This is a genomic window from Collinsella sp. WCA1-178-WT-3 (M1), from assembly GCF_009696325.1.
GTDB lineage: Bacteria > Actinomycetota > Coriobacteriia > Coriobacteriales > Coriobacteriaceae > Collinsella.
Genome location: NZ_VUME01000011.1, coordinates 45,132 through 69,702, shown reverse-complemented (window position 1 = coordinate 69,702; position 24,571 = coordinate 45,132). Strand labels below are relative to the sequence as shown.

The window sequence follows — 24,571 nt, the reverse complement described above, 5'->3', positions numbered from 1 at the left end:
TAGCGGGCGGCGGGATCAACCGAAGAGGAAACCGAGCGGGGGCGCCAGGCGCCCGGATGCGTCATGCCGAAATGGCACGAAGCACGCGGTTGACAAAACTATAGAGACACGTCCCAAAAAGACTGCTTTGGCAGAACGTCGGGTGGTATCCTTGGTAGCCCTGTGCTGCAAACGCACCTTAAACGCAAGGAGTCCCATGGATCTTATCGCCCAGCTTGCCCACGAGCTCAACCTTAAGGCCGCCAACATCGAGGCAGCCGTCAAGCTCATCGACGAGGGCAACACCATCCCCTTTATTTCGCGCTACCGCAAGGAAGCCACGGGCGGCATGGACGACGTCGCCCTGCGCGCACTCGACGAGCGCCTGTCCTACCTGCGCAATCTTGAGCAGCGTAAAGAGGACGTCATCCTGCTCATCGACGCCCAGGGCAAACTCACGCCCAAACTCGAGCAGCAGGTTCGCGAGGCCACGCAGCTCCAGCGTGTCGAGGACCTCTACAAGCCCTACCGCAAAAAGCGCATGACTCGCGCGCAGAAGGCCCGCGAGGCAGGCCTTGAACCGCTCGCCAACATGATCATCATGCAGGCCTCGGTCAAGGGCAGTGCACTCGACGCCGCCGCGGCATACGTCAACGAGGAGGCCGGCTTCGACACGCCCGAAAAGGCGCTTGCCGGCGCGGCGGACATCGTGGCCGAGACGGTGGCCGAGGACCCCGAGAACGTCGCCGACCTGCGCGCCTTTACGCAGAACACCGCCGACATCGTCGTCGAGGCCACCGACCCCACCGAGAAGACTCCCTACGAGCCGTACTACAGCTATGACGAGCCGCTGCGCCGTATTCCCAACCACCGCGTGCTGGCTATCGACCGCGGTGAGCGCGAGGGCAAGCTCCGCGTGCGCGTGAACGTCGACGGCACTGCCGCCACGGCGCGCCTCGGCAGCCGTTGGCCCCGACGCCAGGGCGTGTTTGCGCCCGTCTTTGATGCCGCCATCGCCGACGGTTACAAGCGCCTCATGGCCCCCTCGTTGGAGCGCGAGGCCCGCGCCAAACTCACCGTCCGAGCGCAGACCGAGGCCATCAACGTCTTTGCCAAGAATCTCGAGGGCCTGCTCTCGGCACGCCCCGTACGCGGCGCCCGTGTGCTCGCACTCGATCCGGGCTACCGTACCGGCTGCAAGGTCGCCGTCATGGACGAGACCGGCAAGCTACTCGACCACGGCGTGGTCTACCCCACCAAGCCGCGCCACGACGTCGCCGGCACCAAGCGTGAGCTCGCCCGCCTCGTCAAGAAGGACGGCGTCAACACCATTGTCATCGGCAACGGTACCGCCAGCCGCGAGACCGAGGAAGTCGTCTCGGAGTTCATCGCCGAACAGGCGCCTGGACTGCGATACACCATCGTCAACGAGGCCGGCGCATCGGTGTACTCCGCCTCCGAGCTCGCCAGCCAGGAATATCCCGACCTGGACGTCACCGTGCGTGGCGCCATGAGCCTGGGCCGCCGCCTGCAAGACCCGCTGGCAGAGCTCGTCAAGATTCCACCCCAGTCCATCGGCGTTGGCCAGTACCAGCACGACCTTGACCAGGCCGAGCTTTCGCGCACCCTGGGACATGTGGTGGAGGACGTCGTCAACCGCGTGGGCGTCGACGTAAACACCGCAAGTGCGAGCCTGCTGGGATACGTATCGGGCATCACGCCGAGCGTAGCCAAAAACATCGTGGCCTACCGCGAGGAGAACGGCGCCTTTACCGATCGTCGCCAGCTCAAGAAGGTCCCCAAGCTGGGACCCAAGGCATATCTCAACGCCGCGGGCTTCCTGCGCATCAGCGGCGGTAAGAACCCGCTCGATGCGACGAGCGTCCACCCCGAAAGCTACGAGGTGGCCACGGCCGTCCTGGAGCGTGCGGGTGTGGCGGCAAGCGAGCTCAGCCGCGGCGGCGTGCCCGACATCGAGCGGCGCATCGGCAGCATCTCGGCGCTGGCAAGCGACCTGGGCTGCGGCACCCTCACGCTCATCGACATCGTCAACGAGCTCAAGAAGCCCGGCCGAGACCCGCGCGACGACGCGCCCGAGGTGGTCTTTAGCCGCTCAGCACTTTCCATCGACGACCTGGAACCCGGCATGGAGCTCAAGGGCACGGTGCGCAACGTTGTGGACTTTGGCGCCTTCGTCGACGTGGGCGTGCACCAGGACGGCCTCGTGCATATCTCCAAGCTGGCCAACCGCTTTGTCAAGCACCCCAGCGACGTGGTGCGCGTCGGCGACACGGTCAAGGTGTGGGTCGAAAAGGTCGATCGCAACCGCAAGAAGATCTCGCTCACCATGGTTCAGGGCAAATAGCCGCCAAAGCGGACGTCCCCCTCTTCGCGGCGTGCAAAATTGCGAGTATTCAGCATCCCCCGATAGCCCCGCGGCGCTTCAGAGGGCCATAAAAGCAAAAACGGCCCCCGTTTTGGCGTTTTAGGGCCAAAACGGGGGCCGTTCCGCGCTTCAACCAGCTGGTAAAAGTCTTTACCATGCTGAAAACTCGCGATTTTGCACGTCGCTGCAGGGGGTACCCTTGCTTAGGGCAGAATATGGAAACCCAAAGCGGCGATATCCTTGGCAAAACCGCGCACGGTATCAAGCGAGACCTCGTACGGGTCACGGCCGATGTTCTTGCGCTTGGCCAGGATGCTATTTGGCACCGTGATGATCTGGCAACCGCAGGCCTCGGCCTGGTAAATGTTGATAAGCTCGCGCGTGGACGCCCACAGGACCTCACAGTTGGGCTTGGCAGCGGCCTTCTTGACTGACTCCGTCATAAACGGAATGGGATCGACGCCGGTATCGGCAATACGGCCGGCAAAAAGCGAGATGATGGACGGCGTCTCGGAGTCAACGGCCTCGACCATCTCATCGACCTGCTTAGGCGTAAAGATAGTAGTGACGTTGACCTTGATGCCGTCGGCCGAAAGCTTGCGGACCAGCTCGGCGGTGGACTCGCCCTTGGTGGTCACACACGGGATCTTGACGTAGACGTTCTCGGCCCAGGTAGCAATCTCGCGGGCCTCGACCTCCATGGTCTCGACGTCGTCGGCAAAGACCTCAAACGAGACGGACACATCGGTGATGTGGGCCAGAACCTCCTTGGCAAACGCGCGGTAATCCGTCACGCCGCCCTTCTTCATAAGGGACGGGTTGGTCGTGAAACCCTGAACGTTGCCGTTCTCGTACATGTCGAGCATGCCCTCGAGGTTTGCACCGTCAGCGAACACCTTGATTGCCATCTGCCTGATTCCTTTCGTTTGCATACGGCCGATAAACTGCTAAACACTTTACCTACGTTTATCAAGGCGTGAACTGCGGTTTTTTATCTTCTCGGCGAACGGTTTTGCAGATTTACCATTTTTATATCGACATTCCAGCGGCAAAACGTTTTTGCCAATCATCGCGGTTGATTCCGTTGGCGGCTCAGAGACAGCGCTTCACCGGCGCGTTTTCGCAACCGCTCCAAAACAAAAAGCGGCGACGCCTCATTTGAGACGTCACCGCTTCCGTGTAGGAGCCGGTTATCGGAGCTCCGCCCGATTAGGGCCTAACGTATGCCTAGATTACTCTTCCTCAACGTGATTGATCACAGCACCCTTGGTGTGGATGAAGTTGGGGACGAAGGCGACGACCAAAAGGACAGCGAGAATCGCGTAGACACCGGTGGTACCGAAGGCCTCGGCAGCGCGGCCGAGCGTAATACCAATGACGGAGAAGTCGAAGTCGCCAAACGTAGTGTTCTTGAAGCCAAAGACGTCAAGAACGGGCAGGAGCAGGGCCGGGGCAAAGGTGATGAGCAGGCCGTTGACGAAAGCGCCAAGAGCTGCGCCCTTGCGACCGCCGGTCGCATTGCCGTAGATACCGGCGGTAGCACCGCAGAAGAAGTGGGGAACCATGCCCGGGATGATGAAGATGCCCAGGGTAGCGCCCACGATGAACATACCGACAACGCCACCGATAAAGGAAGCGACAAAGCCGAGGATGACGGCGGTGGGAGCATAGGGGAAGAAGACAGCGCAGTCGACGGCGGGGATGGCACCGGGGATCAGCTTGTTGGAGATGCCCTGGAAAGCCGGGACCAGGTCGGCGAGAATCATACGGACGCCGTTGTAGACGATAGTGACACCGACGGCGAAGGACAGGGCACAAGTCAGGGCATAGACGATCACATTGTCGCCGCCAGCGGTCTTGGTAACGACCGCAGGGTCTGCGATGTAAGCGGCAAAAGCGGTAACCAGGTAGAAGAAGGCCATGGTAAGAGCCGTGGAGATGGTGGTGTCGCGCAGGAAGGCAAACTTCTCGGGAACCTCGATCTTCTCGGTGCTGTTCTCCTCGGCGTCCTTAGCAAAAAGCGTACCGACTGCAGCGGAGATGTAATAGGCGAGTGAACCGAAGTGGCCCATGGCGATTTCATCGCCATCGGTAACCTTCTCGGTGAAACGCTGACCAACGGCGGGAAGCATAGCACTCACGAGGCCCAGGAACATGCCGCCCACGATGACAAGCTGGACATCCTGGAAGCCAGATGCCTGCAGAACGGCAGACAGCAGGCAAGCCATAAACATGCTGTGATGGCCCGTCAGGAAGATGTACTTAAACTTGGTAAAGCGGGCAATGATAATGTTTACGACGTAGCCGAGAATCAGGATCATCATGGTCTGAACGCCAAGGACGCTCTGAGCCATCGAAACGACGACCTCGTTGTTAGGCACGACGCCGGTGATGTGGAAACCGGTCTCGATGAAGGTACCCAGCGGAGCAAGGTTCTCCTGAACAACAGCGGCGCCAGCAGACAGCATGATGTAACCAAGAATGGGCTTCAGGGTTCCCGTCATCACCTTGTGGGCAGGGCGCTTGAGCGCAACAAGGCCCACAAAGGCAAACAGACCCATGATCCACGCTGGCTTGGTCAGAATCGATTGGATAAACTCAAGTATGGGAAGGATGGCTTGCATCTGCGCTTCCTTTCTCTCTAACGTGGGCGCGTTTCCCTCTTCCACAGGGAACCGCCCTTTTTTATGCCGCTTTAGGCGTTAGCAGCGGCCGCCTTGATTGCCTCAAGGGCGTCTTCGCGGATCTTCTTCTTGTTCACATAGCTGCGAACGATCACAACGTTGCCGTGGAGCTCGGGGGCGAGCTCCTTAACGGTGATGAACAGATCCGGATTTGCGGAAGAAGCACCGTTCAGGTCCATAGACTCAACGTCGGCCTTGATGCCCTCCTCCTCGCAAAGCTCCTCTACTTTGCCAGCGAGCATCAGGCTAGACCCGATGCCGTTTCCGCATACGGTGATGATATGCATGGCAACCTTCCTCTCCTACACGTGACGGTTTTCCGTCTATCCAAAAGCGGCGACGCATCGCCGTGCCATTAAGGCCTAAAAGAATGAACGCATGGTCTCCAAAACCTGCTCGGGCGTATCGCATGCGCTGAGCTTGGCAACGCAGTCCTCGTCCTCGAACATCTGCGAAAGCTCCGCCAAGCAGCCAAGATGAGCCTTGGGGTCGGGTGCGCAAATACCCACGAGCACGTGAACCGGATCGAAATCCTCATGTCCAAATGCAACGGCAGGGTCAAGCGTGACAATGCAGATGCCGGCCTCGCTCACATTGCCATCGGCCTGAGCGTGAGGCATGGCAATGCCCTCTTCCAAGACCATATAGGGACCGAATTTGTGAACCGACGAAATCATGGCGTCAACATAGCTCTGGTCGCATTTGCCGGCGTCAACGAGCAGCTTACCGCACGCCTTGATCGCTTCCTCCCAATCGGAGGCCTCGACGTGGCAGGCAACAAGCTCGGGCTTAAGAAGATCGGTCAGCATGCTCGCCCCCTACTCCTCGGGCAGGATATGGAAACCAAGTGCCTGAATGTCGCGGGCGAAGCCCTTGACCGTATCAAGCGAGTACTCGAGTAAATCTTTTCCGAAATTCTTGCGCTTGGCAAGAAGGGCATTGGGAACCGTAATGATCTGGCAGCCAACGGACTCCGCCTGGAAGATATTGAGGACCTCGCGCGTAGACGCCCAAAGAACCTCGGCAGCAGGCTTGACGGCAGCCTTCTTTACGGACTCCGCCATGAGGGGCAGCGGATCGACGCCGGTATCGGCAATGCGACCGGCAAAGATGGACAGAATAGAGGGGGTCTCGGCAGAGACGGCATCGACAAACTCGTCGACCTGCTCGGGCGTGAAGATGGTAGTGACATTCACCTTGATACCGTCGGCAGAAAGGCGCTTGACCAGCGCGGCGGTGGACTCGCCCTTGGTGTTGAGTGCCGGGATCTTAACGTAGACGTTGTCTGCCCAGGTTGCAATCTCGCGGGCCTCGGCTTCCATACCCGCCTCGTCGTCGGCAAATACCTCAAAAGAGACCGACACATCGGTGATGTGCTCAAGAACCGTCTTGGCAAAAGCGCGGTAGTCAGTCACGCCACCGGCCTTCATAAGGGAAGGATTGGTCGTGAAACCCTGAACGTTACCATTGTCATGCATGTCAAGCATGCCTTCGAGGTTAGCGCCGTCGGCAAACACCTTGATCGCCATGTTCGGTCCTTTCTCATCTAGCACTATTGCTATCGAAAGCCTTCTTCTTTGTTTCAAAAGCTTTTCGGTTTTCTTTTATAAACCATTTCAAAAGCTATCGAAAGCTCAATTGTCATCTTTCCGTGAACGGTCGAATATCGGGTGTGAACGTACTTCTTTTGGTCGGCACCTTCAGAACAAGACCCTCTACACGCTATTTAAGTGCAAACTATCTGCTACGCATGCATTTGGGACATGCCATTCCGTTCATTTGATTCATTCGATTTTGCCTTGTCCTTTTCATATCGATACGTTATATTTCGATTACGAAAGGCGTATCTTTTGCCTTTCGTTCAAAAGGAGCGGCATATGGCATCTACTTCAGACCTTTCACCGGCCGAGCGTCAGCGATTTATTATGAACTGGCTGGCCGAAAAGCCAAATATCTCGGTATCCGACATCGTTCGCCGTTTTTCGGTTTCGGAAGTCACCGCACGACACGACCTCGTCTCGCTGGAATCCGAAGGCAAGCTGCGTCGCGTACGCGGCGGAGCGGTATCGCTTTCTCGCTCCAACGCAATCTCGTATCCCGAGGAGCGTATCAATGTCCAAGTCGAGGCCAAAGAGGCCATCGCCGCAACCGCGGCAACTCTTGTTGATGATGGCGATGTTCTGGTAATTGATATCGGCACCACAGGCTTTTACTTCGCTAAGGCCCTCATGGACAAGCGTGAGATCACCATTATCACCGGCGATCTTGCAATCGCGAACTATGCCAGCTTTAATCTCCCCAATGCTTCGGTAGTGCTGCTGGGCGGCTCCGTGCGCAAGGGCCACCTCTATCTCGCGGGCGCACTAACGCTCGACTGCATGAGCAAACTCCATGCCGACAAGGCGTTTGTCAGTGCCGACGGATTCCACCCCGACCACGGTTTTACCGTCGAGCACGACTTCTCAGCCATGATCAAGCATATGTACCTGACCAACTCAAACCAGAGTTACATGATGGTTGACCAGGGAAAGTTCAACAAGACCAGTTTTTATCAGTCCGCGCAGATCGATGACCTCGATGGCATCATCGTTGATGGAGACGACGAGGGTATCATGACGGCGGCGATCGAGAGCAGTCGCAGCCATCCCAAGCTCTATATTGCAAAATAGCTCAAATGGCCGGGTCGCCCCCCCCTGCGGGCGACCCGGCCATTTATTCAATCAACCCGAAATGCTGCATCGCTGTGACGGTGCCGTCGTGTGCGACATCGTCGGTCACGTAGTCGGCGACCGCCTTGACCTCGGGCATGGCGTTGCCCATGGCGACAGCCGTCTCGACCGAAGCGAGCATGCCCAGGTCGTTGCCCGAATCGCCGAAGCCAAAGGTGCGCGCATTTCCTTCGCGGCCCAGATACGCCAGCGCTCGCGCCACGCCCACGCCCTTGTCAATACCCTTGGGGCTCAGCTCGCGATTCTGGCCACCGGTGTTGCACAGCTCAAACTCGCAATCGATAAAGCCGTCATCATTGGCTACGCGAGCCAAACTGGGCACACTGAGGCATACCTTGCCCACGCGCAGACTGCCGTCGACGCGCATTTCCTCGGTGCTGTGCACCACAGAAGTGCCGATCAGAGACGACTGCTCAACGCCCACAGGCTCCAGGGCAAAAGTAGCCACGTTGGTCTCGAAAAAGGCCTCAATCCCTGCCGCGGCCATACGGCGCGCAAGCTCCTCGACAACGTCCTCGTCAAAGCAGTCCTCGTGTACCACGCGTCCCTCGACCTCGAGCGTGGCGCCTGCCATGGCCACGACACCCGCGGGGTCGAGCGCACGCAGGCTATCGGCGATAAGCCACAGGGGGCGACCCGTGCAGATAAATGCCTTGTGCCCTGCATCGCGCAGTGCACGGAACGCCTCAACCACCGTCTGCGAGGGGCGAACCGCCGAAAAGTCCTTATCGGTCATATCGTCGGGATCGAACGACGTCAGCGTGCCGTCCACGTCAAAAAAGAGCACGGCGGAATCGGGGCACGCATCAATCATATGGGTTCCTTTCGGGGATGAGGGCAAACGAAGCATCCATCATATAATGGAGCGACGCAACCAGAGAGGTCACCCATGGAATTTTACGCAAGCTGCCCCGAGGGCTTTGAGTCCGCACTCGCCGATGAGCTTAAACGCCTCGGGCTTTCGCATGTCCGCCGGCTGAAGGGCCGCGCTACGTTTGAGGGCGAGCTCGAAGAAGGCTACCGCGCCTGTCTGTGGTCGCGCCTGGCGAGCCGCGTGTTCGTGGTTCTTGGGCGCTTTGAGGCGCAGGATGCCGATGAACTGTACGATAGCGTTTACGACATCGCCTGGGAGAACATCATCCGTCCCGGCGCCACTATCGCCATCACCGCCCGCGGCGTGACCGAGCAGCTGCGCAACACGCGCTTCTCGGCCCTGCGCGCCAAGGACGCGCTGTGCGACCGTCTGGCCGAGACCACGGGCCGTCGCGCCGATGTCGACGCCGCCGACCCCGATGTTCACCTGCTGCTTTCGCTGCGTCAGCGCCGCGCGAGCATCAGCCTGGACCTTTCGGGCGACCCGCTGTTCAAGCGCCTGCCGCCCGCAGCGACCCGCGCCGGCGAGGGCGCGCACGTGCTGCGCCCCGACTACGCCGCCCTGGTGCTGGCGCAGGTCGGCTGGACCGCACTATGCGAGCGCGAGCTGACGGCCGATGATTACGAGAACGAAGCCCTGCCCACGCTGATCGACGCCTCGTGCGCCGGCGGCGGCCTGCTGCTGGAAGCCGTGAACATTCTGACCGACCGCGCCCCGGGCGCTGCACGCGAGCGCTGGGGCTTTGAGGGCTGGCAGCCGCACGACGCCGCCCTATGGGAGCAGCTGCTCGCCGAGGCACGCGAGCGCGAGGCAGCAGCACGCGAGCGCCAGGCACACATCGTGGCTGTAGACATTGACCCCGCCGCCCGCAAGACTGCCGAGCGCATGATCAAGTGCGCCGGCTACAAGCGTTTTGTCGACTTTTGCGCTGCCAAGCCAGCCACCGTGCTGGACCATGCAGGCGCTGTCGCCGGCGCCGCCGTGGTCGCAGACACCACCGAGACCCCGCTTTCGCTCATTCACGACGCCATGACGCTGGTCGGTGAGCTGCGCCGCGCGCCCGAGCTTGCCGCGGCGCCGGTCGCCGCGCTCACCCGCGATGGATTGCTGGCCCGCTCGCTCCACGCCGAGCCCGAGCGCTCGATCGCCGTCATGCCCAACAACGAGGAGGCGACCGTCGAAGTCTGGCCCTCGCTCGACCACGCCGCCACAGCGTTTGAGGCTGCGACCAGTGCAGATGCCGAGGCCGAGGTTGCGGATACCAACGAAGTCAACGACAAAGCCGCCAGCACCCCCATGCCCGAACCTGCCGCCACGCTCGACCTGGGCGACGGCAAGCCGCTGCCCGTGCTCATCCCCGAGTCCGAGCAGTTCGCCAACCGCTTGCGCAAGAACGCCCGTCTGCGCCGCAAGTGGGCAAAGCGCGAGGGCGTGAGCTGCTACCGCGTCTACGATGCCGACCTACCCGATTACTCCGCCGCCATCGATCTGTACGAGGGCTGCCCGCAGACGCCGGGCCGCTGGCTCGTCATCGCCGAATACGCCGCGCCCAAGACCATCGATCCCGCGCTTGCCCAGGCCCGCATGCTCGACATTCTGGCGATCGCGCCGCGCATCCTAGATGTTCCCGCCGAGCACGTGCACGCCAAGGCCCGCATGCATTCGCGCGGCGGCTCGCAGTACGGCAAGCAGGGCGCCGGCAAGGGCGGCTCGGGCGAGCGCGCCAATATCGCACGCCGTCGTCTGCCGCTCATCGAGGAGGGCGGCCTTACCTTTGCCGTCAACTTTGACGACTACCTGGACGTCGGCATCTTCTTGGATCACCGCGTCACCCGCAACCTGGTGCGCGAGCACGCCAAGCAGGCGCGGCGCTTTCTCAACCTGTTCGCCTATACCGGCACCGCTACCTGCTATGCGGCAGACGGCGGCGTCGAGGAAACTGTGACGGTCGACCTCTCCAACACCTACCTGGACTGGGCCGAGCGCAATATGCGCCAGAACGGCTTTGTTGGTCCGCAGCATCATTTTGTGCGCGACGACGTGCTTGCCTGGATTCGCGTCCAGCGCCAGACGCGCAACCGCTGGGACCTGATTTTTGTCGATCCGCCCACGTTTTCGAACTCATCAAAGATGGGCCGCCGCACCTGGGACGTCCAGCGCGACCATGTTGAGCTTTTGGCCGGCGTATCGCGCCTGCTCGCACAGGGCGGCCACGCCATCTTTAGCTGCAACCTGCGCGGCTTCCGCCCCGAGACGCGCAAGCTCGCGCGCGCGGGCGTCGTGCTAGAGGACATTACGGCGCAGACCATCCCCGAGGACTTTGCGCGCAACCAGAAGGTGCACCATTGCTATATCGTGCGCCGCCTGCCCATCGAGGACGCCATGGCCGAAGTCGGCTTTAGCGCCGAGGAGATTGCAGAGCGAACCGAAGAGCTGCGCAACCCCGAGGCCCGCAAGCCCCGCGCAACGGCGCCCGCGCACGCGCAGGCCGGAGACCGAGGGTCGCGCGGCGACGGCAAGCCTGCCTGCGCCGGCAAGCCCAAAAAGAAGAAGTTCTACGCCAGCAAGCCCAAGGGCAGATAAACCAAGTTGCGGTGGAATACGGACTGTTTTGCCTGGAATTAGGCAAATTTAAACCGTATTTCACCGCAACTCATATTGGGATGGTGGTTGGCGATCTAGCCTTGGGTGACCAGGCGATAGCCGATACCCACGTGCGTCTGGATATAGCGCGGATGCGCCGGATCGGACTCGATCTTCTTACGCAACGTGCCCATAAAGACACGAAGGCTCGCCAGGTCGCTCTTAGTTGCCGTGCCCCAAATCTCGTGCAGGATAAACTGGTGCGTCAGCACCTTGTCGGCGTTGTGCGCCAGCAGGCACAAGAGCTTGTACTCGATCGGCGTCAGATGCAGCTCCTCGCCATCCATCGTAGCGATGCCGGCATCAAAATCGATATGCAGCTCACCGGTATCGAACGAGCCCTCGGAGGCAACGCCACCCGTTTGCGCATACGAAAGGCGCCTGAGCGTCGTGCGAATGCGCGCGAGCAGCTCCTCGACCGAAAACGGCTTGGTCAGGTAGTCGTCGGCACCGGCATCGAGTGCGCGAATCTTGTCCGCATCCTCGCTGCGCGCCGAGACCACAATGATCGGCATGCCCGACCATGCGCGCACCGACTCCACCACCTTGACGCCGTCCATATCGGGCAGGCCCAGATCGAGCAGCACAATACTCGGTGCCTGCGATGAGGCGGCGGCGATGGCGGCATGGGCGGTCTCCACGGCCATATGGCGCAAGCCGTGCGCCTCGAGCGCGGCAACGATAAGGTTGCGGACGGCGGGGTCGTCCTCAACGACCAAGATAAGCGGTTTCATGGCAGAGTTCGACACAGCGTTACTCCTTATCAAACGAAACGTCGGCGGCGGGAAGCCCAATCGTAAAGACCGAGCCGTGCGGGTCCGCCGCGGCAACCTCTATGCTACCGCCATGCGCCAACATAATGGATCGACAGAGCGAAAGTCCCAAGCCCACGCTGCGATGGCTATCAGCCAAGCCATGGTTGACAGTGTAGAACGATTCAAAGATCCGGCCCTGCTCCTCGGGCGCAATACCGGGACCGTCATCGGCGACGGAACATGCCACCTGTCCATCGTTCGCCATAATCGAGATCACGATATGCGAGGCGGGCGGCGTATAGGCAATAGCGTTGTTCACCAGGTTCACCACCAGCTGCACCATCAGGCGCGCATCGACGTTGACGAGCGCCGGCTCGTCGCACGGCACCACCTTAAGATCGTGCTCGCGTACGGCCGGATTCACGTGGCGCAGCGCCTCCTCGACGATATCGTCCATGAGCTCGAGCGTGGTCGACAGATGCATGCCGCCGCCCTCGAGCTTTGTGATGGCGAGCAAATTCTCGACGGTGGCGTTGAGCCATTGCGCATCCGAACGAATGGAAAGGAGCATGCCGCGGCGCGTCTGGCTATCGAGCACGGCCGTGCCGGTCGAACCCTGGTCGAGTAGCACGTCGGCATTGCCCGAAATGCTGGTAAGCGGCGTGCGCAGATCGTGCGAGATGGAGCGCAGCAGATTGGCGCGCAGCTGTTCGTTTTTGGCGAGCACCGCCGCCTCCTCGCGGGCCTCCATGGCGCGAGCGCGATCGAGTGCCAGCTCGCCTTCGCTCACGATGGCGTCGGCAAGTGTCCGTTCCTCATGCGTCAGCACGTCGGGCTCGGCAACGATAGCCAGCACGCCCACCACCGAGGCGGGGTCGCCCGAGCGCACGAAGCTGTCGCCTGCGCAAACCGTCAGGTAGACGCCATAAAACGCCGAGCCGCCATAGGTGGCATCGAGCGGCGTTCCCACATAGGCGGACGCCGAGAGCCGCGGCGGCATCTGGGGCGTCAGCTGGTGCACCGGCGAGGCGTCACCCACGGCCGTGTACGTCGCACGCGGCAGCAAGTCATCATCGTCGGCGTCGGCGCTGTACCACACGACCGGACAGCCCGAAAGACGCGCCAGCTGCGTTGCCATGGCATGCACAATCTGCTGCTGATCGGAACACCGCTGCAGCATGCGGTTGGTCTCGAGCACCATATGCGTGCGACGGTCGCTGGCGGCAGCCTGTGCCAAGGCGCGGCGCAGGGCCAACGCAATCGAGCTCGACACAAGCGAGACCACAAACATGATGAAGAACATGCCGGGATAGACGCGGTCGATAAACGATAGCGAGCAGCGCGGGTCGACAAACAAGAAGTTGTAGAGCGCTACGGCGGCAGCCGAGCTCAGCAAGCAATACAGGCGGCTCCAGGTAAAGAATGCGCACAGCTGCACGGCGAACACATAGACGATCATGATGCTCGGCGCGAGACCAGGATGGTCGAGCAGCGCACCCACAATCGTCGCCGCGACCAGCAGCCCCGCCGATACGCAGGCGTCATACAGAGGGCTGCGACGTGTCAGCGTTGTGCGCCGCCACCAAAAGCTATCGGCAATATCGCCGTCCGCACGGACGTCCATCGGCACCCCGCCCCTCTCTTAAAAACAAAAACCACCACAGAGGGACAGCACCTTTGTGGCGGTTTCCCTTGTGGTGGTTCCAAGTGTATAGCCTTTGCAGTCTGCGGTCGTTAGACAAACAGCACGTGCGCGAGCAGGGCGCACACTCTTGTCCATCGAAGGCCAACTCCATGCAACCTGTCGGCGACTACGGGCGCTCGTTGGGGGCCAGGCGCTGCATCTTGTTCACAGCCTTGAACTTGGTGAACAGCGGCACATACTCAAAGCTCACGTTGGAGTTCTCCAGGCCATACCAGCGCGCCGGCGTACCGGCAAAGCGACGGATGATGTACTTGAGCGTGATGGCCGTGCGCTCGCTCGGCTCCACGTCACTCTCGGGCGCCAGGAGCTTGCGGATCATGACGAACTTAAACGTGCCGATGTTGCCCGGATCCTTGTAGACCGAGTAGTCATGCATCTGCGGCGGCAGCTCGCCAGTGGCGGCCAGATCCTGAACAACCTGGCGCAGGTAGGCGTTCACGCGCTGGTTAACCTTGTAGCCCAGGTACAGATGCACGCGGAAAACATAGTCGGTGCCAAACGTCTCGACCGAATAGGCAAAGGTATGCGGTTCATCCATGGTCTCGACGTTCACGAACCACCAGGCGCGGGCGCGCTTGGGATGCTTGTCCAGAATCGAGTAGACGATATCGCGGTCGATGTAGTCGGTATTGGTGTCCTTGGTCAGGTACACGATGTTGTCGCTCATAAGCTCATAGCGATCGTCGTCGCGCAGGCGCTTGAGCTGCGGCAGATAGCTGCGCAGCGGCAGCAGCGTAAACTGACGCCGCTCGACCGCCGTGCCGTTGTACCAGCACAGCATAACGCCCATGATGAGCATGGCCATAAGAATAGTGAAATAGCCACCGTGGAAAAATTTGGTGAGCGAACTCACAAAGAAGAAGCCCTCGAGCATAAGGAAGAACACAACGAAGATATACGGGACGACCTTAAGGCCGCGATCAACATGCAAGTAGAAGAAGAGCAGCAGCGTCGTGCACATCATGGTCAGGGTGATCGCCAAGCCGTAGGCGGCCTCCATGTGCGCCGAGCTCTGGAACAGCAGCACCACGATGACGCAGCCCACAAGCATGACGTTGTTGACCATGGGAATATAGAGCTGGCCCTTGGTCTCGGCAGGATAGAAGACCTGCATGTGCGGCATGAGGTCCAGGCGGCTGGCCTCGGACACCAACGAGAAAGCGCCGGTGATGAGCGCCTGCGAGGCAATGATGGCCGCGACGGTGGAAAGGCCGACGGCAAAGGGACGCAGGCCCGGGGTGAGCATCTGGTAGAAGGGGTTGAGGTCGGCGATACCCATGAGCTCGGGGTTGGCGGCGTTGTTGATAAGCCAAGCGCCCTGGCCCATATAGGACAGCAGCAAGCAGCACTTAACGAACGGCCAGGTTGCGTAGATGTTGCCGCGGCCCACGTGGCCCATGTCGGAATAAAGCGCCTCGGCACCGGTGGTGGCGAGGAAGCAGCTGCCCAGAATCATGATGCCCGCATGGTTGTTGGGGCTCAACAAAAAGGCGATGCCGCGCACCGGGTTGAGGCACAGCAGCACGGCGGGGTGCTGGAAGACAAAGAACAGACCCGTGCCGCCCAGGAACAGGAACCACAGCGTCATGATGGGGCCAAAGGCGTGGCCGATCTTGGCCGTGCCGATGCGCTGCACCAAGAAGAGCGCAATGATGATGGCAAGCGTGATGGCCACGACGCGGGCCTGATCGTCGCCCAGCACGGCATGGACTGCCGGAATGGTGCGCAGGCCTTCGATAGCCGTAGTCACGGTAACGGCAGGCGTGAGGATGCCATCGGCGAGCAGTGCCGCGCCGCCCAGCATGGCGGGGATGATGAGCCATTTGCCGCAGCGCTTAACCAAGCTGTACAGAGCAAAGATGCCACCCTCGCCATGGTTGTCGGCGCGCAGCGAGATGAGCACGTACTTGACGGTCGTCAGCAGCGTGACCGTCCACACGACGAGCGAGAGTGCGCCGAGCACGAACTCCTCCGTGACGCTTCCGATGCCGCCGTTGCCGGCAACGAGCGCCTTGGTTACATACATGGGGCTGGTGCCGATATCGCCATACACCACGCCCAGCGTGACGAGCATCGCCGAGATGCTCACAGGAATCGCAGCGTGCGAGGCTGCCTCCTTGGCCTTTTGTTCCATAAGCCGGTTTCCTCCCAACTTTAACGTTCGAGGGGATTATAGATAATCGTCCCATGTTTTAATGCACTGTTTTCCCAGCTAGATAAACATTTATACGGCCTTTAGGCCACCGCGGCGATATGGAATGTGACAAAGGGACTGTCCCTTTGTCACATTCGTCATTTTCCGAGCCAGTTTTTGAACCACCACTCCATGGATCGGCTCATCTCGGCCATAAAGGGGCTCGTGTGCTTGCGGGTGTAGATATCCACGACGCGCTCCCCCACCTCGCGGGCATGCGGACGGAACATCGCGTCCATCTCGGCCACCTGCGCATCCATGGTCGCGGCATCGGCGCGGCGATAGCGCTCCTCGTGCACCAGGTTCACCACGGGATGCGCAATCGCCGGGCGCTCCTTGCGGGGCGTGCCGATGATGAGCATCGACAGCGGCATGGTATAGGGCGGCAAGTCCAGCAGCGCAGCAACTTCCTCGGCGTTCTCGACGACATCGCCGATATAGCAGCTCCCCAGCCCCAGGGCCTCGGCGGCGACCACGGCGTTTTGGGCAGCGATCACGGCATCCTGCGCCGCGATGGCAAAGTCGCCTAAACCCGGCGCGCGGCGGGGCGCCTTGCCCGTGCGCTCGACAAACTCGGGTTCAAAGCAACCCACGTGCTCAAACAGATCGATCCACTTGGCATAGTCGACCACAAATATAAGTGCCCAGGGCGCCTTGGCGATCATGGGCTGGTGGTCGCACAGGTCGGCCAGGCGATCGAGCGTTGTCTGCTCGCGGATACTCACGATGGAATACATCATCATGGCGCCTGCCGACGGCGCGCGGCTCGCCGCATGCAGAATCGCCGCCCGCTGCTCGTCGGTCACCGCTACGGGACGGTCGTTGTCATCGCGCGCAAAAGCGCGCGTGGACGAACGGTGCTCCAAAATGTCCAGCACCGCGTTGCCCGTGGTCTCGACCGGATAGCCGCCCGCGCCCATGCCAGCGCCCACGTCGCCCGCACTCGTCATACAAACCTGCTCGTTCATCGCCTTAACCTCGCCATTTCTTTAAGAAGCCTTTACGTTTCCGTGTAATTCCCGTCCATTATCGCGCAGGTCGCCACTACATTGCGCCACACCGCCACACATGCGCGCTAATATGGCTGGTTGTTGTGCGCAACCACCAATCGCAGCGCATATCTTGGTAACAATCGGGTAAACCCCCGCTTTCGTAGTTTTAAGTTTGTGAGGAGTCTCAGCATGTTCGCAGCCGCCATCTCGCTCGTCGGTCTTGCGGCGACCGTCTTCCTTGTCTTGCGCGAGGCCAAAGCCATTCGCGCGCAGTCGGGCACCGTTGCCAAGGGCGCTCTTGCCTGGAGCGTCGCCTTCGGTCTGTTCCAGGTCTTTTTGACCATTTGGGGCGCCATGGGCCTCGTCGCCCAAAACGAGCCGCTCGCCTTTGTGATGCTCATCCTGACCAACGCCATCCTCACCGGCTGCGCCTGGGCCAGCATCGCACGCGACCACATCGCCCCGCGCGTCTTTGCGTTTGCCTCCGCCGATGCTCCCGCGCCCACCGGCAAGCTCGCCCGTCTGCGCGGCGCCTTTGTGGGCAAACCGCTCGTCGCTGCCGTCCTGTGCCTGCTGCTCGCCGGCGTCTTTGCGCTGCTGGGCATGGAGGTCTCGTCCAACCACGACTTTACCTGGGTCTACCCCCTATGCATACTGCTCGAGTGGGCCATCATCACCACGCTCATGGTCGGCCTGTTCTTCCTGTTCCAGCGCCGCGGCGCAGCTCCCGCCGTCCTGGCCTTCGCCCTCTTTATCCTGGGCATTGCCGAGTTCTTCGTCATCACGTTTAAATCCATGCCCATCCAGCCGGGCGACCTTTCGGCCATCTCCACCGCCGCCGCGGTCGCCGGCAACGGCTACACCTACTCGATCTCGCTGTTCTGCGTGCTGTCCATGGGCTTTACCGCCATCGCCATGCTGCTATGCGAGTACGCCGGCCTGGTAGCACCGCACCGTCAGAAGGGTGCCGTCAACGCCAAGCGCATGCTGCTCACCAACTTGCTCGTGGCGGTGCTGTGCCTGGGCGGGGTGACCGCGCATGTCACGCTTATCGACTACTACAACACCCTCGGCATCACCGTCTACACCTGGCGCCCGCTCGAGAGCTACTGGCGCGAGGGTTATCTGCCTGCCTTTATTAGTGCGGCACAGTCCATCAAGCCGCCCAAACCCGCCAACTACTCCGCCGACGACGCCAAGGCAACGCTCAAAAAGTATGCCAAGGCCTATGACAAGTCCGATGCCGCCACAAGCGACGCCCGTACCGCCGCCCAAGAGCAGTTCGATAGCGAGAAGCCCACGGTCATCGCCATTATGAACGAAACCTTCTCGGATCTTTCGATCTATCAGGAGATGTACGCCGGCTACGAGGGCCCACAGTACTTTAAGAACCTGTCCGACTGCCTCAGCCGCGGCAAGCTCTACGTGAGCGCCTACGGCGGCGGCACCGCCAATACCGAGTTTGAGTTTATGACCGGCAACTCCATGGCCAACCTGGGCTCGGGCGTGTACCCCTACACCATCTACAACATGGAAACGACCGGGAACCTGGCAGAGCAGTTCAAGTCGCTCGGATATTCCACAACGGCCATGCACCCCAACCACGCAACCAACTGGAACCGCGAGAACGTCTACAAGGACTTTGGCTTTGACCAGTTCCTGTCTATCAACGACTTCCAGGGAGCCGACACCTTGCGCGGCATGGTGACCGACCAGGCAACCTACGACAAAATCCTTGAGCTGCTCAACCAGAACGCCGACCCGCAGTTCATCTTTGACGTGACCATGCAGAACCACTCGGGCTACGATACGGGCCTGCTGCCGGCAGATAAGCAGATGCACCTGAACATCGACACGACCGATCTGGACGCCAAGACCATCGAGGACGGCACACTCTCCGATGTCGACGAGTACGTCTCGTGCATCGAGCAGTCCGACCAGGCGCTGCGCTACTTCCTCAATGCCCTGCGCAATCTCGACCGCAAGGTGGTCGTGGTGTTCTGGGGCGACCACCAGCCGTTCTTCCCATCCAAGTTCAACGACAGGTGGTTTACCGGCGAGGACGACGCTACGCATCAGGAGCGCCTGTGGCAGACCGACTACATCATCTGGGCCAACTACGACGTTGCCGGCTGCGACCAGGCGAGCGAGGTCGACGACCTGTCCACCAACTACCTGTCTACCCAGCTGATGCAGCTGATCGGCGCACCACTGACCGACTACCAGAAAGCGCACATGACGCTGCGCAAGTCGCTGCCCGCCATCAACTCGGTAGGCTACGAGGACGCTAGCCTGCGCTGGGCGCTCTCCTCCAACGTCACCGGCGAAGACGCCGTCGCCGCGGCGGCCACCAAGGCGCGCGAGGATTACGCCAAGATGCAGTACTACGAGATGTTCCGCGACGGCAAGAACGTGTACACCGAGCACCTCCAGACCGAGGCCAACGAGACCGACCCCAACCTGGCGCCGGGTACGACCAAGATCAAGTAGCGGGGATCAAGTAACGGGGTCGGGGGCCCGAATCGGCGGCAGGCGGAGGTACGGGAAAGGTCTGCTGCTCAAACAGTCCTGCGCAAGACGGGGGCCACATTAAGTGGCCCCCTTTGCGTGCGGAACTCGCGACAGACCTTTCCCGTGCCTTCGCCTGCCGCCGCCCCTCACCCGTTGCGGGTTGAGTGGGCTGATAAAGAAACTGCGCTCACCTCATGGTAGAAGCGTGGCCTGTCATGCGAATCGCGGAAACTGTGTCCCAGAATTCACGTCCGGAGTGGGATGTAGTTTCCGCTTGAGGGCCTGTTGGGAAAGCGCATCCCACTTCAAGAGTAAATTCCGGATCGCACTTTCCGCTAAGGCTCTCAACCGGAAAGTGCATCCCATTCCAAGCCTTAATTCCGGGACACAGTTTCCGGACAAGGCGTAAAGCGGAAAGTGTATCCCAGTCTGAGCGCCGATTCTGGGACGCACTTTCCGAAACCCTGCCCATCTGGAAAGCCCGTCCCACGCTCAATACATCCAACGGATGCATTGAGCGTGTCGTCCAGGACGGCCTCGTCATCGGGGTGATGGAAAATGTCGCCCCACACGCTTGCCACGGTTGCTCCCGCGAGTGTCAAGAAAAAGCCTCGAGGATTTCGAGGCTTTCGCTTCTGTATTATTTCGCACGCGCGGCAGCGATAGACCTACTCGCCCAGCACGGCCTTCTTGGCGGCTGCCGCCATGTTGTCCAGATCTTCCTTGGTCGGATGGTCCTTCGCGGCAACCCAGTTGTCGAGCAGCATCTTAGCGCGGGCGTTGTCGGGATCTTGCTCGAGCATGGCCTCGTAGCGCTGCTTGACCGCAGGGCCCATCTTGCCCTGGCACATCGCCCAACCTACAAGCTCGGCATCATTGGCCAAATTGGAGGTCACGCGATCGATAATCTGCTGATAATAGCTCTGGTCGGCGCCAAAACCGCAGGTGCCAAACAAAAAGACGCGCTTGCCGTGCAAGGTGGAGAGCAACGCCGCGACCGAAGGCGTGCACGCGCCCTTGTCACACCAAAAACCGACGAGCACCGTGTCGGCCGCACAGGCGCCCTGCGCCTCGAGCGCAACCTGATCTGCATCCGCATCGTCGCTCAACGCCGCGGCATGGACAAACTCAACACCCGCAGCCTGCAGAGCGCGCTTGATCGCGCCCGAAACCATCCTGGTATTACCGCTCTTGCTGTTAACCACCAAAGAGCACGTCATAGTCACGTTGCCTCGTTTCCCCCAAAACTAAAGCCACTAATGCAATTTATTAGATGAATATCTTAGTACCAACGTGACAGATGTAAACCACCTGCCGCTAATCGGTGGCCCCTACTGGGCAAACTGGCTGCGGTAAAGATCGGCATAGAAGCCGTCTGCCGCCAGCAGCTCGTCGTGTGTGCCGCGCTCGATAATCTCGCCGTCGCGCATCACCAGAATGCAGTCGGCGTTGCGAATGGTGCTCAGGCGGTGCGCCACCACAAAGCTTGTGCGACCGGCCATGAGCTCGTCGAATGCCGCCTGCACCTGCAGCTCGGTGCGGGTGTCGATGCTCGAGGTCGCCTCGTCCAGCAGCAAGATCGCCGGGTCGGTGAGCATGACGCGCGCGATGCACAGCAACTGTTTTTGACCCTGGCTAAACGTGCCGCCGTCCTCGCCAATCACCGTGTCGTAGCCCTGTGGCAGCTGCACGATAAACTTGTGCGCATGCGCGCGCTTGGCAGCTTCGATAACCTGCTCGCGCGTGGCATCGGGACAGCCGTAGGCGATGTTATCTGCCACCGTGCCCTCGAACAGCCACGTATCCTGCAACACCATGCCAAAAGCGCGGCGCAAGCTTGCGCGCGTGTATTCACGCGAGGAACGGCCATCGACCGCAATGCGGCCGGCATCGATATCATAAAAACGCAGCAGCAAATTGATGAGCGTTGTCTTGCCACAGCCCGTAGGGCCGACCAGGGCAAAGCGCATGCCGGGCTTGGCCTCGATGCAGATATCCTGCAGCAGCTTGCGGTCGGACACGTAGCTAAAGTCCACATGCTCAAAGGCGACCTCTCCCTGCGGTGCGGCAAGCTCTATAGCGTCCGACGCGTCGGGCTCCTGCTCGCGCGCATCGAGCAGCGCAAACATGCGGCGCGCCGAGGCATACGCCGTCTGAATCTGCGTAATGACGTTGGTGACCTCGTTGAACGGCTTGGTGTACTGGTTAGCATAGGACAGAAAGATCTGTACGCCGCCCACCGTAAGCGCCGCGGGCACGCCCGTGATCACGCCCACGCAGCCGATCACAGCGACCACGGCATAGATGATGTTATTGATAAAGCGCGTGCCGGGGTTGGAAAGCGAACCCATAAACTGCGCGCGCTCGCCCGCGGTGTAGAGCTCGGCATTGAGGGCATCGAAGCTCGCTTGCGCGTTGGAGCCATAGGCAAAGGCGTCGACAAGCTTCTGCTCGCCCACGTACTCCTCGATATGACCACCGAGCTGGCCTTGGATGCGCTGCTGTGCCGTAAAGCTCTTGTTGGAGAGCTTGGCAATAGCACCGGCTGCAAAAATGGAAAGCGGCGTGACGAGCACCACCACGAGCGTCATGGTCAGGTTGATGGAAAGCATAAACGCGAGCGTACCCACGATGGTGATAACGCCGGTGAAAAGCTGGGTAAAGCCCTGCAGCAGGCCATCGCCCACCTGATCGACGTCGTTAACCACGCGGCTCATGAGGTCGCCGTGGGCGTGGCTGTCGATAAAGCTGAGCGGCATGCGGCTGAGCTTGTCGCTCGCCTCCACGCGCATGTCGCGCACCGTCTCGTAGGACAGGCGGTTGACGCAGTAGCCCTGCAGCCACTGGAAAGCCGCAGCACCTACGACGACAATCGCGAGCTTGGTGACAAGCGGCAGCAGCGCGCCGAAGTCCACCTGCCCGGCGGCGACGATCAGGTCGATGCCCTCGCCGACGAGGATGGGCGTGTAGAGCTGCAAGATCACCGAAGCGGCGGCACTCACAAACGACGCTACAAACGAAATGCGGTGCGGACGAACATAGCCCAGCAGGCGGCGAGTTACCGCGCCCACGGGATAGCGCTCGGGATCGCCGGGCTGGCGCGGACCGTCGCCCAGGTCGTTGAGGTTATCGTTGCCGGACACGTTGGCCGTCATCGTGGCGACCGAACCGGAGGAAGTGTAGGGATTCATTTAGCAGCCCTCCTTTGCGCAGACGGATGCGGGGGCGGTCGGGGCGCCTGGGGCGGACGCGGGGCTTGGAGCGGGCGTGGGCGCCGTACTCCCCTGCTGACCCTCGAGCTCCTCGCGGCGAAGCTGCGACTGGCAAATCTCGCGGTAGAGCTGGCAGCTTGCATACAGCTCATCGTGCGTGCCCAAGCCCGCGACCGAGCCGTGGTCGAGTACGCAAATCACGTCGGCGTCGCGCACGGTCGAGACGCGCTGGCTCACGATGATGGTCGTCAGCGGCAGCCCGCCCTCGGCGGTACCGCACACGCTTCGTTCACGAATGGCACGGCGAAGCGCTGCGTCGGTCTTAAAGTCGAGCGCCGAGACGGAGTCATCCATAATCAGAACCTGCGGCGAGCCCACTAAGGCACGCGCGATAGTCAGGCGCTGACGCTGGCCACCGCTAAAGTTCTTACCGCCTGCCTCGACCGGGGCATCTAAGCCCTGCGGCTTGTTGCGCACAAACTCGCTGGCCTGCGCCATATCGAGCGCCGCCCAAAGCTCCTCGTCGGTTGCCGCCTCGTCGCGCCAGGTCAGGTTGCTGCGGATAGTGCCGCTCACCAGCGATGCACGTTGCGGAACGGTCGCAACCACATGGCGCAGCTGGTCGAGCGGCCAGGTGCGCGCGTCGGCGCCCATCACGCTCACGCTGCCGGCGCTCGCATCGTACAGGCGCGGGATAAGCGAGACGAGTGTGGACTTGCCGCTGCCCGTGCCGCCGATAATGCCGAGCGTTTTGCCCACCGGCAGCTCCAGGGTCACATCGTTGACGGCGTTGGCAGCGCCCGCGCCAAACGAAAAGCTCACATGGCTCAAGCTCAGCGCGGGGACTGGAGCCGAGCCACCCGCCAGTTCGCTCGGCTTGGGCAGCGCGACCGGCTGGTTGCCCTCATCGGTGATGCTCGGCTCACAATTGAACACCTCGTTGATGCGCGACGCGCTGGCGCTCGCCTTCGTAAAGACCACGACCAGGTTGGCGACGTACACGATGGAGGTGAGCGTCTGCGTCATGTAGTTCACAAACGCCATGACCTGGCCCTGCGTAAGCTCACCCACGTTGACCTGGATGCCGCCCACCCACAGGATGGCGCACACGCCTAGGTTCATCACCAAAAACGTGACGGGGTTAAGAATCGACGAGAGCTTGCCCACCGCGATGGCAGTATGGGCCTGGTCGTCGGCGGCTTGGGCAAAGCGCTCACGCTCGTGATCCTCGCGCACAAAGGCGCGGACCACGCGGGCGCCCGAAAGCCCCTCGCGGCAAATGAGTGCGATGCGGTCGAGCTTTGCCTGCAGCTGCTTGTAGTACGGAATGCAGCGCGCCATGACAAACCAAAACACCAAGCCGATGGCGGGCGTGCAAATCAAAAAGATGATGCCGAGCTTAAGGTCGATGGCAAGGGCCGCGCACATAGAGCCCACCGCCAAGAAGGGCCAGCGAATGAGCATGCGCACGCCCAGCGCCACGGCAAGCTGCACCTGGTTGACATCGTTGGTGATGCGCGTAATGAGCGACGGCGTGCCAAAGCGGTCGAGTTCGGCATAGCTCAGCTTGTTGATGTGCTGGTAGAGTGCGCCGCGAATGTCAGTACCCATGCCCTGCGAGGTGAGCGCCGCCATCTTTTGGCAGACGAGCGTAAACGAGATGCCGATCACAGCCATGGCGGCGAGCACCATACCGTAGTGGACGACGGCGTTGACATCGCGTGCGCCAATACCCTTATCGATCATCTGGGCAATCACGAGCGGCGTAAGTAGGTCAAAAATCACTTCGATCAACTTACACGCAGGGCCAATCACCATATACCGGCGAAACTTACCACCAAAACGCCTGAGCAGCTCAATCATAAAAAGGCGCTCCCTATCATCATCTCTCTTCAATCTGATTCATG

The 24,571-nt window shown here is 60.9% G+C and carries 17 protein-coding genes; 4 read left to right on the top strand and 13 right to left on the bottom strand.

Translation table 11 applies throughout. The features are described from left to right. Nucleotides 1-196 precede the first annotated feature (196 nt). Nucleotides 197-2,344: a Tex family protein gene (locus FYJ40_RS07355; RefSeq protein ID WP_154517880.1), complete on the top strand. Its 2,148-nt coding sequence runs from the start codon at nucleotides 197-199 to the stop codon at nucleotides 2,342-2,344. Nucleotides 2,345-2,568: 224 nt separating this feature from the next. Here FYJ40_RS07355 and FYJ40_RS07350 read toward each other — a convergent pair whose 3' ends face one another. From FYJ40_RS07350 to FYJ40_RS07330, 5 genes are all read right to left on the bottom strand, one after another. Then, nucleotides 2,569-3,273 (bottom strand): transaldolase, encoded by a 705-nt coding sequence (locus tag FYJ40_RS07350; RefSeq protein WP_229770718.1) that lies wholly within the window; start codon nucleotides 3,271-3,273, stop codon nucleotides 2,569-2,571. 324 nt (nucleotides 3,274-3,597) lie between these two features. Then, nucleotides 3,598-4,989 carry a PTS ascorbate transporter subunit IIC gene (locus tag FYJ40_RS07345; protein WP_089573144.1) on the bottom strand — a complete coding sequence of 464 codons (1,392 nt, stop codon included), beginning with the start codon at nucleotides 4,987-4,989 and terminating at the stop codon, nucleotides 3,598-3,600. Nucleotides 4,990-5,060: 71 nt separating this feature from the next. Then, nucleotides 5,061-5,336 carry a PTS sugar transporter subunit IIB gene (locus FYJ40_RS07340; protein WP_022094539.1) on the bottom strand — a complete coding sequence of 92 codons (276 nt, stop codon included), beginning with the start codon at nucleotides 5,334-5,336 and terminating at the stop codon, nucleotides 5,061-5,063. 75 nt (nucleotides 5,337-5,411) lie between these two features. Continuing rightward, nucleotides 5,412-5,858: a PTS sugar transporter subunit IIA gene (locus FYJ40_RS07335; RefSeq protein WP_154517874.1), complete on the bottom strand. Its 447-nt coding sequence runs from the start codon at nucleotides 5,856-5,858 to the stop codon at nucleotides 5,412-5,414. A gap of 9 nt (nucleotides 5,859-5,867) precedes the next feature. Next, a complete protein-coding gene (locus FYJ40_RS07330) occupies nucleotides 5,868-6,578 on the bottom strand; it encodes a transaldolase (RefSeq protein WP_117564350.1) in 711 nt (236 codons plus the stop codon). 348 nt (nucleotides 6,579-6,926) lie between these two features. Between FYJ40_RS07330 and FYJ40_RS07325 the strand changes: the two genes are divergently transcribed. Continuing rightward, nucleotides 6,927-7,718 carry a DeoR/GlpR family DNA-binding transcription regulator gene (locus FYJ40_RS07325; protein WP_195838607.1) on the top strand — a complete coding sequence of 264 codons (792 nt, stop codon included), beginning with the start codon at nucleotides 6,927-6,929 and terminating at the stop codon, nucleotides 7,716-7,718. A gap of 43 nt (nucleotides 7,719-7,761) precedes the next feature. Here the strand turns inward: FYJ40_RS07325 and FYJ40_RS07320 are convergent, their stop codons facing one another. Then, nucleotides 7,762-8,592 (bottom strand): HAD-IIB family hydrolase, encoded by an 831-nt coding sequence (locus tag FYJ40_RS07320; protein ID WP_195838606.1) that lies wholly within the window; start codon nucleotides 8,590-8,592, stop codon nucleotides 7,762-7,764. 75 nt (nucleotides 8,593-8,667) lie between these two features. Between FYJ40_RS07320 and rlmKL the strand changes: the two genes are divergently transcribed. Beyond that, nucleotides 8,668-11,235 (top strand): bifunctional 23S rRNA (guanine(2069)-N(7))-methyltransferase RlmK/23S rRNA (guanine(2445)-N(2))-methyltransferase RlmL, encoded by a 2,568-nt coding sequence (gene rlmKL, locus FYJ40_RS07315; protein ID WP_154517865.1) that lies wholly within the window; start codon nucleotides 8,668-8,670, stop codon nucleotides 11,233-11,235. A gap of 95 nt (nucleotides 11,236-11,330) precedes the next feature. On the opposite strand, the gene FYJ40_RS07310 is transcribed toward rlmKL, so the two are convergent. The 4 genes from FYJ40_RS07310 to FYJ40_RS07295 form a co-directional block, all read right to left on the bottom strand. Beyond that, nucleotides 11,331-12,044, bottom strand: a complete 714-nt coding sequence (locus FYJ40_RS07310) for a response regulator (protein ID WP_370450656.1) — start codon at nucleotides 12,042-12,044, stop codon at nucleotides 11,331-11,333. 4 nt (nucleotides 12,045-12,048) lie between these two features. After that, on the bottom strand, nucleotides 12,049-13,674 hold the full coding sequence (locus FYJ40_RS07305; RefSeq protein ID WP_154517862.1) for an ATP-binding protein: 1,626 nt from the start codon (nucleotides 13,672-13,674) through the stop codon (nucleotides 12,049-12,051). A 187-nt stretch (nucleotides 13,675-13,861) separates the two neighbouring features. Further along, nucleotides 13,862-15,889, bottom strand: coding sequence for a KUP/HAK/KT family potassium transporter (locus FYJ40_RS07300; protein WP_154517860.1), 2,028 nt, complete (start codon nucleotides 15,887-15,889; stop codon nucleotides 13,862-13,864). 158 nt (nucleotides 15,890-16,047) lie between these two features. Then, on the bottom strand, nucleotides 16,048-16,917 hold the full coding sequence (locus FYJ40_RS07295; protein WP_154517858.1) for a nitroreductase family protein: 870 nt from the start codon (nucleotides 16,915-16,917) through the stop codon (nucleotides 16,048-16,050). 213 nt (nucleotides 16,918-17,130) lie between these two features. On the opposite strand from FYJ40_RS07295, the gene FYJ40_RS07290 reads away from it, so the two are divergent. Then, complete coding sequence (locus FYJ40_RS07290; RefSeq protein ID WP_154517854.1) at nucleotides 17,131-19,431, top strand: LTA synthase family protein; 2,301 nt, start codon at nucleotides 17,131-17,133, stop codon at nucleotides 19,429-19,431. Nucleotides 19,432-20,120: 689 nt separating this feature from the next. Here the strand turns inward: FYJ40_RS07290 and bilS are convergent. The 3 genes from bilS to FYJ40_RS07275 form a co-directional block, all read right to left on the bottom strand. After that, complete coding sequence (gene bilS / locus FYJ40_RS07285) at nucleotides 20,121-20,672, bottom strand: flavodoxin family protein BilS (protein WP_154517851.1); 552 nt, start codon at nucleotides 20,670-20,672, stop codon at nucleotides 20,121-20,123. A gap of 111 nt (nucleotides 20,673-20,783) precedes the next feature. Further along, complete coding sequence (locus FYJ40_RS07280) at nucleotides 20,784-22,643, bottom strand: ABC transporter ATP-binding protein (protein WP_154517849.1); 1,860 nt, start codon at nucleotides 22,641-22,643, stop codon at nucleotides 20,784-20,786. Beyond that, complete coding sequence (locus FYJ40_RS07275; protein WP_154517846.1) at nucleotides 22,644-24,527, bottom strand: ABC transporter ATP-binding protein; 1,884 nt, start codon at nucleotides 24,525-24,527, stop codon at nucleotides 22,644-22,646. Nucleotides 24,528-24,571 lie beyond the last annotated feature (44 nt).

Excerpts from the sequence above, each read along its gene's own strand:
- FYJ40_RS07355 (WP_154517880.1), top strand. The coding sequence starts at position 197 with ATGGATCTTATCGCCCAGCTTGCCCACGAGCTCAACCTTAAGGCCGCC.
- FYJ40_RS07350 (WP_229770718.1), bottom strand. The coding sequence starts at position 3,273 with ATGGCAATCAAGGTGTTCGCTGACGGTGCAAACCTCGAGGGCATGCTC.
- FYJ40_RS07345 (WP_089573144.1), bottom strand. The coding sequence starts at position 4,989 with ATGCAAGCCATCCTTCCCATACTTGAGTTTATCCAATCGATTCTGACC.
- FYJ40_RS07340 (WP_022094539.1), bottom strand. The coding sequence starts at position 5,336 with ATGCATATCATCACCGTATGCGGAAACGGCATCGGGTCTAGCCTGATG.
- FYJ40_RS07335 (WP_154517874.1), bottom strand. The coding sequence starts at position 5,858 with ATGCTGACCGATCTTCTTAAGCCCGAGCTTGTTGCCTGCCACGTCGAG.
- FYJ40_RS07330 (WP_117564350.1), bottom strand. The coding sequence starts at position 6,578 with ATGGCGATCAAGGTGTTTGCCGACGGCGCTAACCTCGAAGGCATGCTT.
- FYJ40_RS07325 (WP_195838607.1), top strand. The coding sequence starts at position 6,927 with ATGGCATCTACTTCAGACCTTTCACCGGCCGAGCGTCAGCGATTTATT.
- FYJ40_RS07320 (WP_195838606.1), bottom strand. The coding sequence starts at position 8,592 with ATGATTGATGCGTGCCCCGATTCCGCCGTGCTCTTTTTTGACGTGGAC.
- rlmKL (WP_154517865.1), top strand. The coding sequence starts at position 8,668 with ATGGAATTTTACGCAAGCTGCCCCGAGGGCTTTGAGTCCGCACTCGCC.
- FYJ40_RS07305 (WP_154517862.1), bottom strand. The coding sequence starts at position 13,674 with ATGGACGTCCGTGCGGACGGCGATATTGCCGATAGCTTTTGGTGGCGG.
- FYJ40_RS07300 (WP_154517860.1), bottom strand. The coding sequence starts at position 15,889 with ATGGAACAAAAGGCCAAGGAGGCAGCCTCGCACGCTGCGATTCCTGTG.
- FYJ40_RS07295 (WP_154517858.1), bottom strand. The coding sequence starts at position 16,917 with ATGAACGAGCAGGTTTGTATGACGAGTGCGGGCGACGTGGGCGCTGGC.
- FYJ40_RS07290 (WP_154517854.1), top strand. The coding sequence starts at position 17,131 with ATGTTCGCAGCCGCCATCTCGCTCGTCGGTCTTGCGGCGACCGTCTTC.
- bilS (WP_154517851.1), bottom strand. The coding sequence starts at position 20,672 with ATGACGTGCTCTTTGGTGGTTAACAGCAAGAGCGGTAATACCAGGATG.
- FYJ40_RS07280 (WP_154517849.1), bottom strand. The coding sequence starts at position 22,643 with ATGAATCCCTACACTTCCTCCGGTTCGGTCGCCACGATGACGGCCAAC.
- FYJ40_RS07275 (WP_154517846.1), bottom strand. The coding sequence starts at position 24,527 with ATGATTGAGCTGCTCAGGCGTTTTGGTGGTAAGTTTCGCCGGTATATG.